This is a genomic window from Arthrobacter sp. 3Tela_A (genome assembly GCF_049311025.1).
GTDB lineage: Bacteria > Actinomycetota > Actinomycetes > Actinomycetales > Micrococcaceae > Arthrobacter_B.
On sequence record NZ_JAXIOM010000080.1, the window covers coordinates 1 to 15,072 of the forward strand.

General features: G+C 67.5%; 11 protein-coding genes. 3 read left to right on the top strand and 8 right to left on the bottom strand.

Features of this window, described 5'->3' with window-relative positions:
* A partial coding sequence (locus TVC13_RS16940) for a TIM barrel protein (RefSeq protein ID WP_422402309.1) occupies positions 1-423 on the bottom strand: 423 nt, incomplete at its 3' end.
* Between the two features lie 172 nt (positions 424-595).
* Between TVC13_RS16940 and TVC13_RS16945 the strand changes: the two genes are divergently transcribed.
* Entirely contained in the window at positions 596-1,819 is a 1,224-nt protein-coding gene (locus TVC13_RS16945; RefSeq protein ID WP_422402310.1) for an ROK family transcriptional regulator, read from the top strand.
* A 50-nt stretch (positions 1,820-1,869) separates the two neighbouring features.
* On the opposite strand, the gene TVC13_RS16950 is transcribed toward TVC13_RS16945, so the two are convergent.
* The 6 genes from TVC13_RS16950 to TVC13_RS16975 all read right to left on the bottom strand — a co-directional run bounded on the left by TVC13_RS16950 (position 1,870) and on the right by TVC13_RS16975 (position 8,788).
* On the bottom strand, positions 1,870-2,970 hold the full coding sequence (locus tag TVC13_RS16950; protein WP_422402311.1) for an NAD(P)/FAD-dependent oxidoreductase: 1,101 nt from the start codon (positions 2,968-2,970) through the stop codon (positions 1,870-1,872).
* 26 nt (positions 2,971-2,996) lie between these two features.
* The gene (locus tag TVC13_RS16955) at positions 2,997-4,616 is read right to left on the bottom strand and encodes a GMC family oxidoreductase (RefSeq protein WP_422402312.1); all 1,620 of its coding nucleotides are present in this window, start codon (positions 4,614-4,616) and stop codon (positions 2,997-2,999) included.
* Positions 4,613-5,281 (bottom strand): hypothetical protein, encoded by a 669-nt coding sequence (locus TVC13_RS16960; protein WP_422402313.1) that lies wholly within the window; start codon positions 5,279-5,281, stop codon positions 4,613-4,615. The genes TVC13_RS16955 and TVC13_RS16960 overlap by 4 nt, the downstream gene beginning before the upstream one ends.
* 2 nt (positions 5,282-5,283) lie before the next feature.
* The gene (locus TVC13_RS16965) at positions 5,284-6,360 is read right to left on the bottom strand and encodes an NAD(P)-dependent alcohol dehydrogenase (RefSeq protein ID WP_422402314.1); all 1,077 of its coding nucleotides are present in this window, start codon (positions 6,358-6,360) and stop codon (positions 5,284-5,286) included.
* A 90-nt stretch (positions 6,361-6,450) separates the two neighbouring features.
* Entirely contained in the window at positions 6,451-7,734 is a 1,284-nt protein-coding gene (locus TVC13_RS16970) for an ion channel protein (RefSeq protein WP_422402315.1), read from the bottom strand.
* A 163-nt stretch (positions 7,735-7,897) separates the two neighbouring features.
* The gene (locus TVC13_RS16975) at positions 7,898-8,788 is read right to left on the bottom strand and encodes a helix-turn-helix domain-containing protein (protein WP_422402316.1); all 891 of its coding nucleotides are present in this window, start codon (positions 8,786-8,788) and stop codon (positions 7,898-7,900) included.
* A 475-nt stretch (positions 8,789-9,263) separates the two neighbouring features.
* Between TVC13_RS16975 and TVC13_RS16980 the strand changes: the two genes are divergently transcribed.
* A complete protein-coding gene (locus tag TVC13_RS16980) occupies positions 9,264-10,829 on the top strand; it encodes a collagen-binding domain-containing protein (RefSeq protein WP_422402317.1) in 1,566 nt (521 codons plus the stop codon).
* 63 nt (positions 10,830-10,892) lie between these two features.
* On the opposite strand, the gene TVC13_RS16985 is transcribed toward TVC13_RS16980, so the two are convergent.
* The gene (locus tag TVC13_RS16985; protein WP_422402318.1) at positions 10,893-12,791 is read right to left on the bottom strand and encodes an FAD-binding monooxygenase; all 1,899 of its coding nucleotides are present in this window, start codon (positions 12,789-12,791) and stop codon (positions 10,893-10,895) included.
* A 468-nt stretch (positions 12,792-13,259) separates the two neighbouring features.
* On the opposite strand from TVC13_RS16985, the gene TVC13_RS16990 reads away from it, so the two are divergent.
* Positions 13,260-14,804 carry a M20/M25/M40 family metallo-hydrolase gene (locus TVC13_RS16990; RefSeq protein WP_422402319.1) on the top strand — a complete coding sequence of 515 codons (1,545 nt, stop codon included), beginning with the start codon at positions 13,260-13,262 and terminating at the stop codon, positions 14,802-14,804.
* Positions 14,805-15,072: the final 268 nt, after the last annotated feature.

Consider the following 15,072-nt stretch of genomic DNA (forward strand, 5'->3'; position numbering starts at 1 on the left):
CTCCCGCCCGCCCCACATCACGAATGTCTTCGCACCAAGCTCGGCGGCGAGGTCCAGGTTGCGCAGCACCTTGCGCAGGGCGAAGCGGCGCACCGAGCGGTCATTCGAGGAAAAACCGCCGTCCTTGAACACCGGGTGGCTGAACAGGTTGGTGGTGATCATTGGCACCTGCAGGCCGGTTTCGGCCAGCGCGGCGCGGAAGCGCTTGAGGATCAGGTCCCGTTCCTGGGAGGAGGAGCCGAACGGCACCAGGTCATCGTCGTGGAAGGTAACGCCGTAGGCGCCCAGGTCAGCCAGTTTGTGGACGGCTTCCACGGGGTCCAGGTCTGAACGGGTCGCGGTGCCGAACGGGTCATTGCCCGTCCACCCCACGGTCCAGAGTCCAAAGGTGAAGCGGTCGGCAGGTGTTGGCGTCTTTGTCATGGTGCTCTGCTCCAGAAAGTGGGTCCGCTGAATTAGTTGTGCACAACAACATATGCACTGCCCGGATGGCTGTCAATGAATTCCCGGAGCGCTTTTGCTCGCGAAACGTACTGTTGGAAATGGTGTTCCGTGCAACAATCAATCGTTCAGTCTCCTCCGCAAAGGACCCAGCATGCCGAGCAAACCGGCCACAGAGAGCATCCGCGTACAGAACCTCTCCCGGGTGCTGACCCTGCTGCACCGCCGCGGAGCGCTGTCCCGGGCAGAGCTGACCCGGCTCACCGGGTTCAACCGGTCAACCATCGGAGCGCTGGCCGTTGAACTGTCCCGGCTGGGGCTGGCGTATGAAACCGAACCCGCTGCCGCCGGCCGCGCCGGCCGGCCCAGTCCGCTGGTCCACCCCAATGAACGTGTTGCTGCGCTGGCGGTGCATCCCGACGTCGACGCCGTCACGGTGGGTCTGGTGGGCCTGGGCGGGAAGGTTCACCGCCGGGTCCGTTACGACGCCGCCGCCGTACCCGGTGTCCCCGAGACGCTGAGCATCACACGGGCCGTGGTGGAAGGAATGGCAGCCGAGCTCGCCACGATGGACCGGATCGTGGGAGTTGGGGCGGCAGTCCCCGGGCTGGTGGACAGCACTGACGGGTCAGTGCGGCTGGCCCCGCACCTGGGCTGGAGGGACGAACCGCTGGCACAGGCGCTGTCCTCGACGCTCGGCCTGCGCGCCTTCGCCGGCAATGACGCCACCCTGGGCACCCTCGCCGAGTCCCTCTTCGGGGCCGGCGTTGGAGAGACGGACGTGGTGTACCTCAACGGCAGTGCCAGTGGAATTGGCGGCGGCGCCGTCGTCGGCGGTGTGCCGCTGGGCGGGCAGGCCGGGTTCGCCGGGGAACTGGGCCACACGCTGGTCCGCTCGGACGGGCTGTCCTGCTTCTGCGGCCGGCGCGGCTGTCTTGAAACTGAGGTGAACCTGGGCGGGCTGCTGGCGCCGCTGGGACTCGGGCACGCGGACCTGGATGAGCTGGAAGCTGCCATGGCCGGCCGCCGTACCGCGGAGTTCGACGCCGTGGCTGCCCGCCAGCTGGATCTGCTGGCCGAGGCACTGGTCAACTTTGTGAACATCTTCAATCCGCGGACCATCCTGCTGGGCGGGTTCCTGGGAGTCCTGTTTTCCTTCGACCCGGAGCGGCTGCAGGACGCGGTGACGCAGGGGGCCATTGGTGGCCTGGGCCGGCAGGTGGACATCCGCCGGGCAGCGCTGGGCGCGGACCTGCTGCTCGTGGGGGCTGCCGAGCTGGCGTTCTCGGAGCTGCTGGCGGCTCCCGCGGCGGCTGACGCGCAGGGTCCGGCCGAGGAGCCCGCGGGGGCACCTGCCGGGACACGCGCCGGCGCCTGACCGGGTCCGGGTGAAAGCCCGCCGGTCTAACGTCCGTTCCGTGCCCGCTGTCAGGATTCCCAGCCGAAGCTGAACCGCTCGGGGCGGAACGGTTCCAGCAGCGGGTGCCGGCGGCCGGAAAGGATTTCATCCGCCACCAGTTCCCCGGCGATCAGCCCCAGCGTGGCCCCGGAGTGCGTAAAAACTGCCCAGCATCCCGGCAGTGCCCGCAGCTCGCCCAGCACCGGATCCCCGTCTCCGGGCACGGGTTTCAGGCCGGCATGCCAGGACTGGACCCGCACCTCCGGGTTTCCTGCGAGCAGGCGGCTGGCTTCAGCTGCTGCTTCCTGAAGGACGTCCGCCGGCACATCCCAGCTGCCGTCCTCCCGCCGCTGGACCAGGTCCAGGTACCAGGTGTGGTCCATGGCCAGCCGGCCGCCGGGGTGCGGCCGAACCGAGATCCGCGGAGTGTTCAGCACGGCCTGCAGTCCGTGCTCCAGCGGCTCGGAGATCAGCAGGACGGCCGGGTCAGAAGCATCGGGCAGCTCCACCCCGGCTTCGGCCAGGACTGCCGGGGTGCCGGCGCCGCAGGCCACAACCACCGTTCCGGCACCGAATTCCTCCCCGGCGGCTGTCCGCACACCGGCGGCCCTGCCGTCGGGCCCGGTCAGGAGTGAACACAGTCCGGCGTCCTCGACCAGGGTTCCGCCGCGGACGGTGAATTCCTCGGCGAGCAGCCGGAGCAGCTGCGGCAGCGCCACCCACCCCTCGCCGGGGTTGACCAGCACCCGGTGCGGAAGCACACCGGGGTCGATCCCGGGCACGGCGGAGGCGGCGGCGTCGCGCGCCAGCATCCGCGCCTCGTACCCTTCGCGGGTCTGCCGGTTGTGCCGCTCGATCACCGCGAACGGGTCGTCGTCCCAGTAGAGCCCGCCGTTGAATGCCAGCCAGTCCGCTCCCGGATGCTGCGCCAGCAGCGTGCGGTAACGGTCAATCCCGGCCATCCGCAGCCGGAAGTACGGGTCCGAATAGGCGCCGCCGGCGTTCAGCCAGGCCAGCGAGCGCCCTGAAGCCCCGCTGCCCACCTTCCCCTCGGTCAGCAGGAGCACCTCGGTGCCGCCGCGGAGCAGTTCCACCGCTGTGGAGAGGCCCAGGACTCCGCCGCCCAGCACGGCAGCGCGGTCGCTGGCCGGCGCGCTCAGATTGCTCCTCCTGCCATCTGGGCGGCGATGTGCTCTGCCTGCCGGATGGCCAGCGCCACGATGGTCAGGGTCGGGTTGGCGGCTGCCCCGGTGGTGAACTGGGAGCCGTCGGAGATATAGAGGTTCGGCACATCGTGCGTCTGGCCGAATCCGTTGCACACTCCGTCCTCCGGCCGGGCACTCATCCGGGCCGTGCCGAGGTTGTGGGTGGAGGGATACGGCGGGGTCCGGACCGCCGACACTGCCCCCACAGCCTCATACAGCGCCTGGCCCTGGCCGTAGCCGTGTTCACGCATGGCGACGTCGTTGGGGTGGTCGTCAAAATGCACGTTCGGAACGGGCAGCCCCAGCGGATCCGTGACCGTGGAGTTCAGCGTGATGCGGTTGCCCACCTGGGGCATATCCTCCCCCACGATCCACATGCCGGCCGTGCGCCGGTAACCGTCCAGGATCGCGGCGAAGCCAGGCCCCCAGGCGCCCGGGTCCACGAAGGAGGCCAGGAAGGCCGGTCCCAGGGAGATGGTTTCCATGTAGTAGCCCCCGGCGAATCCGCGGTCGGGGTCGTGCCGGGACTCGTCCGCGATCAGCCCGGCCATGGTTTCACCCCGGTACATGTGGACAGGTGAGTCGAACTGGGCGTACACCGAGCCGGTGGTGTGCCGCATGTAGTTCCGGCCCACTTCGCCGGAGGAGTTGGCCAGTCCGTCCGGGAAGAGCGGGGAGGCGGAGAGAAGCAGCAGCCGGGGCGTCTCGATCGCGTTGCCGGCCACCGCCACCACGCGTGCCTTCTGCCGCTGCAGCTGCCCGTCGGCATCGGCGTAGACAACCCCGTCCACCTTGCCGGCGGGAGTGTGGGTGATCTGCACGGCGTGGCAGCCGGGGCGCAGATCCAGCAGGCCGGTCTTGAAGGCTTTGGGGATCTCCGAGACCAGGATCGACCACTTGGCGCCTGACTTGTCACCCTGGAAGTTGAAGCCGTCCTGCACGGAGGCAGGGCGGCCGTCGTACGGCTCCGCGTTGGTGGCATACGGGCCGGTGGCGAAGTGCCGGTAGCCCAGTTTCTCCGCACCGTTGGCGAAGACCTTGTAGTTGTTATTCGCCGGCAGCGGCGGGCGGCCGTGGACGTGGGTGGAGCCCATTTTCCGCTCGGCCCGGTCATAGTAGGGTTCGAGGTCATCCAGGGTGAGCGGCCAGTCCAGGAGGCTGGCGCCGTCGATCCTCCCGTAGGTGCTGCGGGCAGCAAATTCGTGTTTCTTGAACCGCGGGGTGGCGCCGGACCAGTGCGTGGTGGTTCCGCCCACTGCCTTGACGATCCACGCCGGCAGATTGGGGAAATCCCGAGCAATGCGCCAGGACCCGGACGTGGTGCGCGGATCCAGCCAGGCCATCTGGTTGAATGCTTCCCACTCGTTGTTCACATAGTCGGAGTTGGTGAGGAACGCCCCTGCTTCCAGGAGCACTACCTTCACACCCTTTTCCACGAGTTCGTGGGCCAGGGTGCCCCCGCCGGCACCGGAGCCGACAATCACCACCACGGAGTCGTCGTCGTGCTCAAAGTGTGCTGACTGGGCCAGCGGATCAGCACTCTCTACAGGCTGGAAACTCTGGGTGCTCATTTGGTTCCTCCTCCGCGCTCCTGCGGCGCCTGGGCGTCGGTTCCTGATTCGGGGGCCGGCCCGGCGGCGCGGGCAGCTTTTGACCCGGCCGCGGCATCGCGGTCCGGTGCACTGTCGAAACTGCCTGCAGCGGCGTCGGTCCCCGCAGCCGCGGGGCCTTCCGCGGGTTGTCCCACCAGGTACGGCAGGGGGCCGGTGTCCGGCAGCTGCTCCGCGGCGCCTTCGACCCGCGGGGTGGGCAGCCAGTCCAGGTCATCGAAGCCGCGGTTCAAGTACCCGCCCTTGTCGAAGGACGCCCCTTCGTAGCCGAGCACTTCCCAGACCTCCGGATCGTCATAAAGGTTCAGCACCGTGGTCCGCCGGATGAACCCGAAGAACTCAAGGTCCGAGACCCGCCGCAGCACCGCCAGCGCCCGCTCGTCGGAGAGTTCCAGGAAGGGTTCCTCGGACTGGGCGCCCAGGGCGATCAGACCCTGCGTGAGCACCACCCGGAACCAGGTGGAGGAATCGGCTTCGGCGACGATCCGGTCGGCCATCCGCTGGTAGGCGGCATCCGGGAAGTTCGGATGCGGAAACGCGACGCGGATGATCCGTTCCAGGATGGCCCGGGCTTCGGGGGTGAGGTTGGTCTGGTTCAACGTGGGGTACTTGGCGGGAAACGTCATTGTCAGCCTTTCTGCTCCGGGACCAGGATGGCCCGGCCGGTGAGTTTTCCTGCGTCCAGATCGTGCAGCGCCTGGACTGCGTCCTGGAGGTCATAGGTGGTGGTGTGCAGGGTGATCTCTCCCTGCGAGTTCAGCGTCATCAGCTCTGCCAGGTCCTGGTAGGTGCCCACCAGGTTTCCCACCACGCTGATTTCGCGGGAGATCAGGTCGATGGTGGGCAGGGCCAGCGTTCCGCCGTAGCCGATGGCGTAGTAGCTGCCGCGGTTGCGGAGCATGGCCGGACCGGTGATTTCGGTGCCGTGCTCGCCCACAAAGTCGAAGACCACGTGCGCTCCCCCGCAGGTGATGTCCAGGACCGCCAGCACGACGGCGTCTGCCGGAGGTTCGCCGACGGCGCGCGCCGCGGGATGCAGGTCGTTGGGGTTCACGGTCGCGTCGGCACCGAGTTCCTTCGCCAGCGCCAGCGCCGAATCCGAGGTGTCCACCACGGTGATGTGCGCTCCGGTCAGCGCTTTGAGGGACTGCACGCCGATGTGTCCCAGCCCGCCGGCGCCGATCACCACCGCTTCGGATCCCGGGGGCAGCAGCGGCACTGCCTTGCGCACGGCGTGGTAGGCGGTGAGGCCGGCGTCGGCCAGGGCGGCGACGTCCGACGGCGCCACGGAGGGATCCAGCTTCACCACGGCACGGGCGCTGGTCTTGAGCAGTTCGGCCATGCCGCCGTCGGTGTTCAGGCCCGGGAAGGCGGAGGCTTCACAGTGCGAGTCCTGCCCGGCCCGGCACGGGGCGCAAAGCCCGCAGGTAACCAGGGGGTGCAGAATCACCGTGTCCCCGGGCTGGACGTTGGTCACTGCGGACCCGGTCTCCAGCACCCAGCCGGCGTTCTCGTGGCCCAGGATGTAGGGCAGTTCCGGCCGCTGGATCGCGTCCCACTGCCCCTCGAGGACGTGCAGGTCCGTGCGGCAGACTCCAGCGGCTCCCACCTGCACCAGCACGTCCCACGGACCGGTGATTTCCGGTTCCGGCACCTCGTCAATGCGTGCGTCCTCCCCGTAGGCGTGCACCCGAACAGCTTTCATGCCTTGCTCCTTTGCAATGGACTGTGTTCGCAACGGACTGTGGCCGGAATCGTATCCCGGCTTCCCCTGCTCCGACAGCCCCCAGGAGCGCTAGGCGGTTCGGCTGGGGGGCCCGCCGCCGTCCTCCGCGAGCATGTGCGGAGCGCTGGTCACCACCAGCCAGGCCGGCAGCACGGCCAGGCACATCAGCGCCGTCACCGTCACGTCCCCCGTGATGACGACGGCGATGAACAGGGCCATCCAGCCGTCGCGGGCTACCGCCAGAACCAGGCCGAGCACCGCTGCGGAGACGGCGACGCTCACCGGCACGGCGGGGACCAGGGCCTGGGCGGCGAGGCCAAACGCAACGCCGGTGAACACGGCGGGGAAGATCCGCCCGCCGCGGAACCCGGTGGCTGCCGCGACTACCAGGGCCGCGAGTTTGACGGCCGTCAGCAGCAGGAGCGTTCCGAAGGGCTCCGGTCCGCTGCCGAGCAGTTCAGCTGATTCCTCGGCACCTTTGAAGAGGGTCAGCGGACCGCCCAGCACGCCGAGCAGTCCCAGCACGGCCCCGCCCAGGGTGGTGAACAGGACCGGGCTCCGCAGCCTGCGGGCCCAGCGGTGCGCCCGCAGGAACGCGGCGACGCCCAGCAGTCCGAACGCTGCTGCGGCAGGCGCGATGACCAGGGCAGCGAGCACGTCCCACCCGGTGTGCACCCCTGCGGGCGGAACCGTAAAGCTCAGCAGCGTTCCGCCCAGCAGGGTCATGGTTGCAGCGCCGGCACCGGCAGCAACCAGCGGAAGGAACAGCTTGTCGAAGAGTGCTCCTTTGGTGGCCATGGATCCGGCCAGACCGGTGAACAGCAGGGCTGCGGCGACGGGGGTGCCGAACAGCGCCCCCACGGTTCCGGCGACGGCCAGTCCGGCCACGAGTTTCGCCGGCACGCGGGGAAAGGCGCGGGCCAGGAGCACGGTCATCACCGCGGTGTTGATGGCGATGATCGGATTCTCCGGGCCCAGGCTGACTCCGCCCGCCAGACCCACGACGGCGGCAGCAGCCAGGCCAGGCACTACCCGCAGCGGCAGGGCGGGGCCGCCAAGTTCGGAGGCAGCCGAGTCCGGGCCGGCGTGGCCCGGCACGTACTTCACGATCAGTCCGACCGCCAGGCCGGTGGCGGTGAGCATGCCGAAGATCCACCAGCCACTGTCCGGGTTGATCCCGGCTGCGTGCGGCAGGTTTTCCCAGAGCAGGTGCTGCAGCAGCAGGCTGAGCTCGTCGAAGGCGAAGAGGATCAGGGCGGAAAGCACCCCGGTCAGGAGCGCCGGAATCGATGCCGCGGCGAGCCTCCGGACACGGCTGCCCTCCGGATGGCTCTTAGCTGCGGGCTCGGCCATGGCAGGTCTTCCAGCGATCGGCATACGCCACGCACGGTTAGGGCGGGGCAGGATTTGAACGCAGATACTGGCTACACGCTACGCCGCTGCGCTGTGGCGCGGACACCTTGCACGGGTAGAGTCCGTCCCTGTGTAAGCACCTTTTTCGGGCGTTCCCCTCCGGCTAAGGAAACTGCGAGGGACCCGTGTGTCGCCGGAACTCCCGCAGTGACACTCCGTGGGTCTGCTGAATCACGCGGCGAAGCTGGTACGTCGAGCGGAAACCGGCCTTCGCCGCGACTTCGTCAAAGCTCATTCGGGCAGAACCCCGTATCAACTGCTCGGCCTTGGCCCGGCGATGACCATCAATCCGGGCGGAAACAGTGGTTCCCGCCTCCGCGTAGGCACGCTGCAGGCTCCGCAGCGAAACTCCCAGCGCATCTGCAACTGTTTGCGGCCCGGTCTCCTGGTCCGTGCAGCGGGACTGGATCATGGCTTCCGCGCGCAGGCGGAGGGCACCTGACACGGACGCCGAATCGGCACGGTAGCCTTCCTGCTCCATCAGCATGGCGACCAGCATCTCCTCGGCAACTGCTCCCAGACTGGCATTGGCCGGCGAAGCGGAATCGAATCGCCGCCGCAGAAGCATCAAGAGATAGTCCTGGGCACTCCTGGCCAGCGCATCCACCGGCAGCAGCAGCTGCTCGGTCTTCAGCCCCCGGTCCCGTATCCGGTCCTGGGGAACAGCCAGGGAAAGCAGGTCAGCACCGGCTGCCGTTCTCGACCGGCTGACCCCCAGCCCCCGCCGGACGGTGGAGACCTCCCTGGTTAGAAGTATCTCTGCGCCGCGCCCTTCAACTTTCAGGCTCCCGGCGAGCACTGATGTCCAGAAAACGTGGTTCGGCTTCACCAGCGGTGTGCTGGGTTTATCGAAGGGGCTCATCGAGATCCGGCGGATGCACACGGCACCAACACGCCGTTCAAGGACTTGGGGCGGCCTGCCCCCGCCGATCCTGAGCGGGTCCATGCCCAGCTCATCCAGCCAGGTAGCTGCTTCGCTCCCCGCCCGCACCATTTGTCTCCCCGTTTCTGAGACGAACCAGCATCCCCATCTGACGGCGAACCTCGTCGTAGTTTCGAGCTTAGTCCAGCCGGACGACAGGGTCATCAAGGAAAGCGACACAGCGCCGGTCGTCTTCGCCGGGACATGATTCCGTGGGACTAGCCCGCTACGAGCGGGATCAGCTTTGAATCTAGGACGACGGTGAAGATCGTGTACGGCAAAATGCCGCTCTCTTCCTCAGGCCCAAGGCCATGCGCCTGGCCGCGCCGCGCCATTTCGCGCACCACCCGTCCGCCCGGATAGCCAGCAAGGCTTTCGCCGGCATTTCTCCGGCCGCCCGGGTTCACCTCCCCCCCAGTCCGCCGGTTCCCTGTTTCCCCCAACCAGGGAACCGGCTTCCAACCCATGCCCCAGGCCTGTCGCGCCGCGCTGCCATTCATTCAGCCCTGCGCTCCGGATCTGGGTCCGCCACCAAAGGAAAACCACTGTGAAACCACTGCCACCTGAAGGATCAACCCACCTAGCACCAACCAGACGCCGCACGGGCGCGGTCCTGGCCTCCGCCGGTGTCATGGCGGCCCTGCTCGCCGCTCCCCTGGCTGCCGGGCCATGGGCCACGGGTGCCTCGGCAGCGGGGACCGGAAGCTTCAATCCGTTCGAAGTGAACCAGGGATTCACACTGTATGTCTCCGGGGACGCGGTTCTGGGCAACGGTGAAATGGAGGGATCGATCGCCGTCGACGGCCGTATTTCGACGGCCAACCAGAACGGCTATCCCCTGGTCCACCAGGTCGCCGGGCTGGCGGATTACACCGTGCCGCTCATCGACGGCGTCCCGGTGCGCATTCTCGCTGCGGAGTACACGGGTGCAGGCAGCGTCGACCTCACTAACCGCAGTGCCCAGCCCGGAAGTCCGGAAGCCGGGGCAGGAGTGAAGCTGGTACAGACCGCGAACCTCTCCGGTTCTGCGCGCGGCGGCGGCAACGACGGACGGGACTTCCTTCGTGTCACCAATACGGACGGGGGCAACCTGGACCTCAAACCGGTGCCGTTCCACAGCGGGTACGCAACCGACCTGAGCCTGCTGGCGACGGCTGAACCGTCGGTCGGCGCGTACTTCCCGAACAGGGCGGCGCAGCTGAGCCGAACCAGCCAGTGCCTGGCCTCGATGTACGATCCGGCCAACGGACTCGCGCACACGGTGCCCGTGAAGAACGACAACTCAATGGTGATGCCCGGCCCCTATGCCACGGACAAGCCCAATGTGCTCAATTACAGCGACGTTGCCGGCAAGACGATCAAGGGTGACAACGCCAACGGCTACCGTCCGACCGCCGAGGCGCCCCTGGTGATCAAGGTCCCTGCCGGCACCACGGAGGTTGGCAGGTTGAACTTTGAGGGCTGGTCCTCCGCTGGAGCAGGCCAGGCCCTGGCGCGCTACATCTTCCTGGATCTCTCCGAGGTAACCGGAAACGTGCTGGTTGACGGCCTCGAAATGGGTGCCGTGTATGCGCCGTCGGCGAGCGTGGCGTTCAACTCAAATGTCACGCACAACGGCCAGTGGCTCACCGGCAGCTTCAACAGTGCCGGGGCCGGGGAACTCCACCACCACACGTTCCTTGGCGAGCTTCCGTGTGCAGCCTCCGCGCCCGTAGTGCCCACGCCGGAGCCCAGCACCACCACACCCGCAGAACCCACACCCGAACCCAGCACCACCACACCCGCAGAACCCACGGCAGAGCCCAGCACCACCACACCCGCAGAACCCACGGTAGAGCCAAGCGAACCCACTGTGGAGCCAAGCGAACCGACAGAGCCGGCGGCAGTGGTTCCCTCCGCGGACCCGTCCGGCGCTCCAGCTGCGGGAGGCACTGATCCGGGTGCTCCCTCGGCGTCAGCAGCGGATGCTTCTTCCGCGCCTGCCTCCGTACCGGGTTCCGTTCTGGCAGCAACCGGCTCGGCCGGCGCGCTGGCAATTGGTGCCGTCGCTGTCCTGCTCCTGACAGCGGGCCTGGTTCTGTTCTTCGGCGGACGGAAGGGCCGGCACGCCTAGCCCCTGACTGAAGAAAAAGGACGACGGGGGGGGCCCCCCCCGGGGTCCTCTGTTTATGCGTACTTAGTGCTGCGGCTCGCGTGCCGGGACCAGCGGGGCGAAGAACTCGGCAAGTTCTGCCGTCGCAGTCAGTGGCAGCACGTTCGCGACGTACTGGTCCGGACGGACCACCACCACGACGCCGGAGCGGTCCAGTCCGCGGAGTTCGAAGATGTCCTCCTCCGGGTTGGCGCCGTAGACCTTGTTCAGGTCCGTGAGCCGGAACGGGCCCACCTCGGGCTTGAAGACGGACGGCACGGCGTTAATGTCGATCCCGGTGTGGTCCTGCTGGTAGATGACCTTCACATCGAACCAGGCGTCGTCGTCGCCTCCGGCCGGCTGCGCAGCGAGCGGGGACTCCGGAGCGCTCTGCAGCCACTCGGCCAGTTCCGTCACGCCCGACGGCGTGCCGGCGGGTGCGGCGTCCGCGAAGACGTAGATGCGCCAGCGGCCGTCAGCCTTGGCCTGGTGGCCCAGCTGCAGCGGGTTGGTGTCACTGACGCGCAGCACCGGGGCGGACTTGAAGCGCTTGCCAATGGGAAAGCCGGTGGCCAGGTCCTGGTGCTTCGCCTCGCCGATCAGCATGGACGGGGTGTATTCGGTCATAAAGCCCGCCGGGAACTCGGCGGTGCGGACGTAGAAGTCCTCCAGGTCCGAGGGGTTCTCGAACTCCTCGGGCTTCTTGGCCATCAGGGTGGACCATTCCTTATCGAAGTCGATGAGGTTCTTGGCCACTACCTGGCGCTCGGCCGAGTAGGTGGAGAGCAGGCTTTCAGGTGCGCGGCCGTCGAGGACGTGGCCGAGCTTCCAGGCAATGTTGAAGCCGTCCTGCATTGACACGTTCATGCCCTGGCCGGCCTTCGCGCTGTGGGTGTGGCAGGCGTCGCCGGTGATGAAGACGCGCGGGGTGCGGGTGCCGACTTCCTCGGGCTTGACGTCGTCGAACCGGTCGGTGAGCCGGTGGCCCACCTCGTAGACGCTGTGCCACGCCACGTTGCGCACGTCGAGCGTGTAGGGGTGCAGGATGGCGTTGGCCTTGGCGATGATTTCGTCGATGCTGGTCTTGCGGACGGCGCCGTTGTCGCCTTCGGGCACTTCGCCCAGGTCAACGTACATGCGGAACAGGTGTCCGCCTTCGCGCGGGATGTGCAGGATGGAGCCGCCGTTGGAGGACTGGATGGCGCACTTGGTGCGGATGTCCGGGAAGTCGGTGGAGGCCAGGACGTCCATGACGCCCCAGGCGTGGTTGGCGGCGTCGCCGGCCAGGGTGGAGCCGATTGACTGGCGGACCTTGCTGCGGGCGCCGTCGCAGCCCACTACGTACTTGGCCCTGACCGTGCGCTCGGTGCCTTCGTCGTCTCCGGCGGTGCGGCGCAGGGTGACGGTGACCGGGTACTCGGCGTCGTCGTCGACCTCCAGGTCCACGAATTCGTAGCCGTAGTCGGGCTTCATGCGGGCCGGGGAGTTGGCCATGAATCGGGCGAAGTAGTCCAGGACGCGGGCCTGGTTGACGATCAGGTGCGGGAATTCGCTGATCCCCGCCGGGTCATCCAGGGCACGGCCGGAGCGGACGATGTTCTCCGGGTTCTCCGGGTCCGGGCGCCAGAAGCACATCTCGGTGATGCGGTAGGCCTCGGCGGTGATTTCCTCCGCGAAGCCGAAGGCCTGGAAGGTCTCCACGCTGCGGGCCTGGATGCCGTCGGCCTGGCCGATGACCAGGCGGCCGTCGCGGCGTTCGACGATGCGGGTGGTGATGTTGGGGAACTGGGACAGCTGTGCGGCGGCCAGCATTCCGGCGGGCCCGGAGCCAACGATCAGGACGTCGACTTCCTCCGGAAGCTCTTCGGGGCGGTCAATGCCGACGCCGGCTGCCGGCTCAATGCGCGGATCTCCGGATACGTAGCCGTGGTGGTGGAACTGCACAGTGTCCTCACTTCTCTGGGTCTTCAGTGTTCGATATTTGAACAACTCGTTCAATATTCGAATCAAGCTCGGCATTACTGTACTGGAGGCATGACGCAGGTCACAAGCACGTTCCTGTGTGTGACGGTTCTGGATGGGGGTGGGGCGCGTGCTGGGCGCCCGGATCGCTCCGGTTTGTGACAATCGCTCCGCTGCGCCGCGGAGCGATCTCCCCAAAGCGGAGCGAACCAGCCGGAACGCCTCCCAAAGCGGAGCGGTCCTCACAAAGCTCAACCTCTGACCTCGTACCGGCGGGGGCGGAAGTTTGCCCTTTTCAGTCGGCGAGCGTCAACCGGCTCTGCTCTCCCAAACTCGTCTTTAACCCGATTCGGGCCTCATATCTTGTGAGTTGCTTAGGACCCCTGACAGCGTGGCAGCTCCGGCGTCCTTCACTGGGACAGAGCCGCCACGCACCGAGAGGGATCAACCATGCGCACCCCAACACCTGAGAACAGCAGCCCGGCACCCAGCGTCCGACGCAGGACTTTCCTGGGCGGCGTCGCCGGCACCACCGCCGCCGGCCTGGCCGGACTGAGCCTGCTCACCGCGCCGTCGGCCGTTCCCGCGCCCTCGGCACCGGCCATCCCCGGGACGGACATTGACCCGCTGGACCTGCTCAAGCGGATGCTGTCCTTCGACACCCAGAACTTCGGAACCGGCGCCAACACCCGAACGCACGCCGAGATGCTGCAGGAAGTATGGACCCGAGCCGGCGTTCCGGTGGAGATTATCGACACCCCGCAGCCAAACAACGTGCACCTCATCGCCCGGATTCCCGGTACCGGACAGGCTGCGCCGCTGCTGCTGCTCGGCCACTCCGACGTCGTCCCGGTGGAGCTGGAGAACTGGACGGCCGACCCCTTCAGCGGCGAGGTACGCGACGGCGAGATCTACGGCCGCGGGGCCCTGGACATGAAAGGCGCGAACGCAGCTTCCATCGCGGCCCTGCTCCGCCATCTCAGTGAAGGCGCCCGTTTCGACCGCGACATCATTGTGCTCACCGACTGCGACGAAGAGGCCGGGTCCTTTGGCTCCCGCTGGCTCGCTGCCAATCACTGGGACAAGCTCGACGCCGGCTCCGTCCTCACGGAGGGCGGCTGGTTCCTGGCCCAGGACGACGAAACCACACCGATGCTCATCAGCGCGACGCGGCAGGACAAGGTCTATTTCAACATCGACCTGATTGCCCGGGGCACGGCCACACATTCCTCAAAACCGCTGGACGACGCCGCCATAGTCACCCTGGCCCGCGCCGTCGCGAAACTGGGCGACTGGCAGGCGCCGGTCCACCTCACGGATGTGACCCGTGAGTACTTTGGCACGCTGTCCAAGGCCACCCGGAACAGGCATTTCTCCCAGGCGCTGCGGCGTATGCTCGACGCGCGGAATCCGCAGGTGCTCGAACGCTGGGCACGGATGGTCATCGCCAAGTCGCCCTACCCGGCACTTCACAGCGCACTCCTTCGCACCACCCACGCATTCGTGATCGAGAACGCGGGATACAAGGAGAACGTCATTCCATCCTCAGCCGAAGCCCGGCTCAACTGCCGTGCGATTCCAGGCGGACAGAAACCGCGGGACTTCCTGGCCCAGGTGCGCGAACGGCTCGCCCGCAGCAATGTCGAAGTCCGGATCGCCGCTCCTGAGGGAGTCAGCGAAGAGGAATACCTGGCAACACTGGACCAGACCTGGGCCACTCCGCCCGCGGACGTGAACACGGACCTGTTCCGCGCACTGAAGTCGGCATCGCGTGAAACCTACCCGGGCGCCCGCTTCACTCCTGCGCTGTTCGAAGCCGGCACCAGCCTGGCGCCGTGGCGCGACCGCGGCATCCCCGGCTACGGCGTCTACCCCTATGTCCTGAGCAATGCGCAGCTTATCGGGATGCACGGCAATGACGAGCGGATCTTCACCGCGGCACTTCAGCAGGGCACCGACTACATGTACTCGGTCTTCGCCAAGTTCAGGGTCTAGTTACCGGCCCCAACCCCTCCAGTTCGGGACGTTCCTGCCGTTTGGGGACAATCCTCCGCGGCGCTCTGGCAGGAATGTCCCGAACCGGCAGGAAAGTCCCAAAGTGCAGGAAATTCGGCACCGTCGGGTCCAGCACCAAGGACTCCCGCCGCCCCGTCAAAGAACCCTCCAAAGAAACGGGGGGGGGGGGGGGGGGGGGGGGGAGGGGGGCGGGCGCCCCCCCCCCCCCCCCCCCCCCCCCCCCCCCCCCCCCCCCCCCCCCCCCCCC

Bases quoted from the DNA above. Each gene is read 5' to 3' on its own strand.
- TVC13_RS16945 (WP_422402310.1), top strand. From the start codon at position 596: ATGCCGAGCAAACCGGCCACAGAGAGCATCCGCGTACAGAACCTCTCC.
- TVC13_RS16955 (WP_422402312.1), bottom strand. From the start codon at position 4,616: ATGAGCACCCAGAGTTTCCAGCCTGTAGAGAGTGCTGATCCGCTGGCC.
- TVC13_RS16960 (WP_422402313.1), bottom strand. From the start codon at position 5,281: ATGACGTTTCCCGCCAAGTACCCCACGTTGAACCAGACCAACCTCACC.
- TVC13_RS16965 (WP_422402314.1), bottom strand. From the start codon at position 6,360: ATGAAAGCTGTTCGGGTGCACGCCTACGGGGAGGACGCACGCATTGAC.
- TVC13_RS16970 (WP_422402315.1), bottom strand. From the start codon at position 7,734: ATGGCCGAGCCCGCAGCTAAGAGCCATCCGGAGGGCAGCCGTGTCCGG.
- TVC13_RS16975 (WP_422402316.1), bottom strand. From the start codon at position 8,788: ATGGTGCGGGCGGGGAGCGAAGCAGCTACCTGGCTGGATGAGCTGGGC.
- TVC13_RS16990 (WP_422402319.1), top strand. From the start codon at position 13,260: ATGCGCACCCCAACACCTGAGAACAGCAGCCCGGCACCCAGCGTCCGA.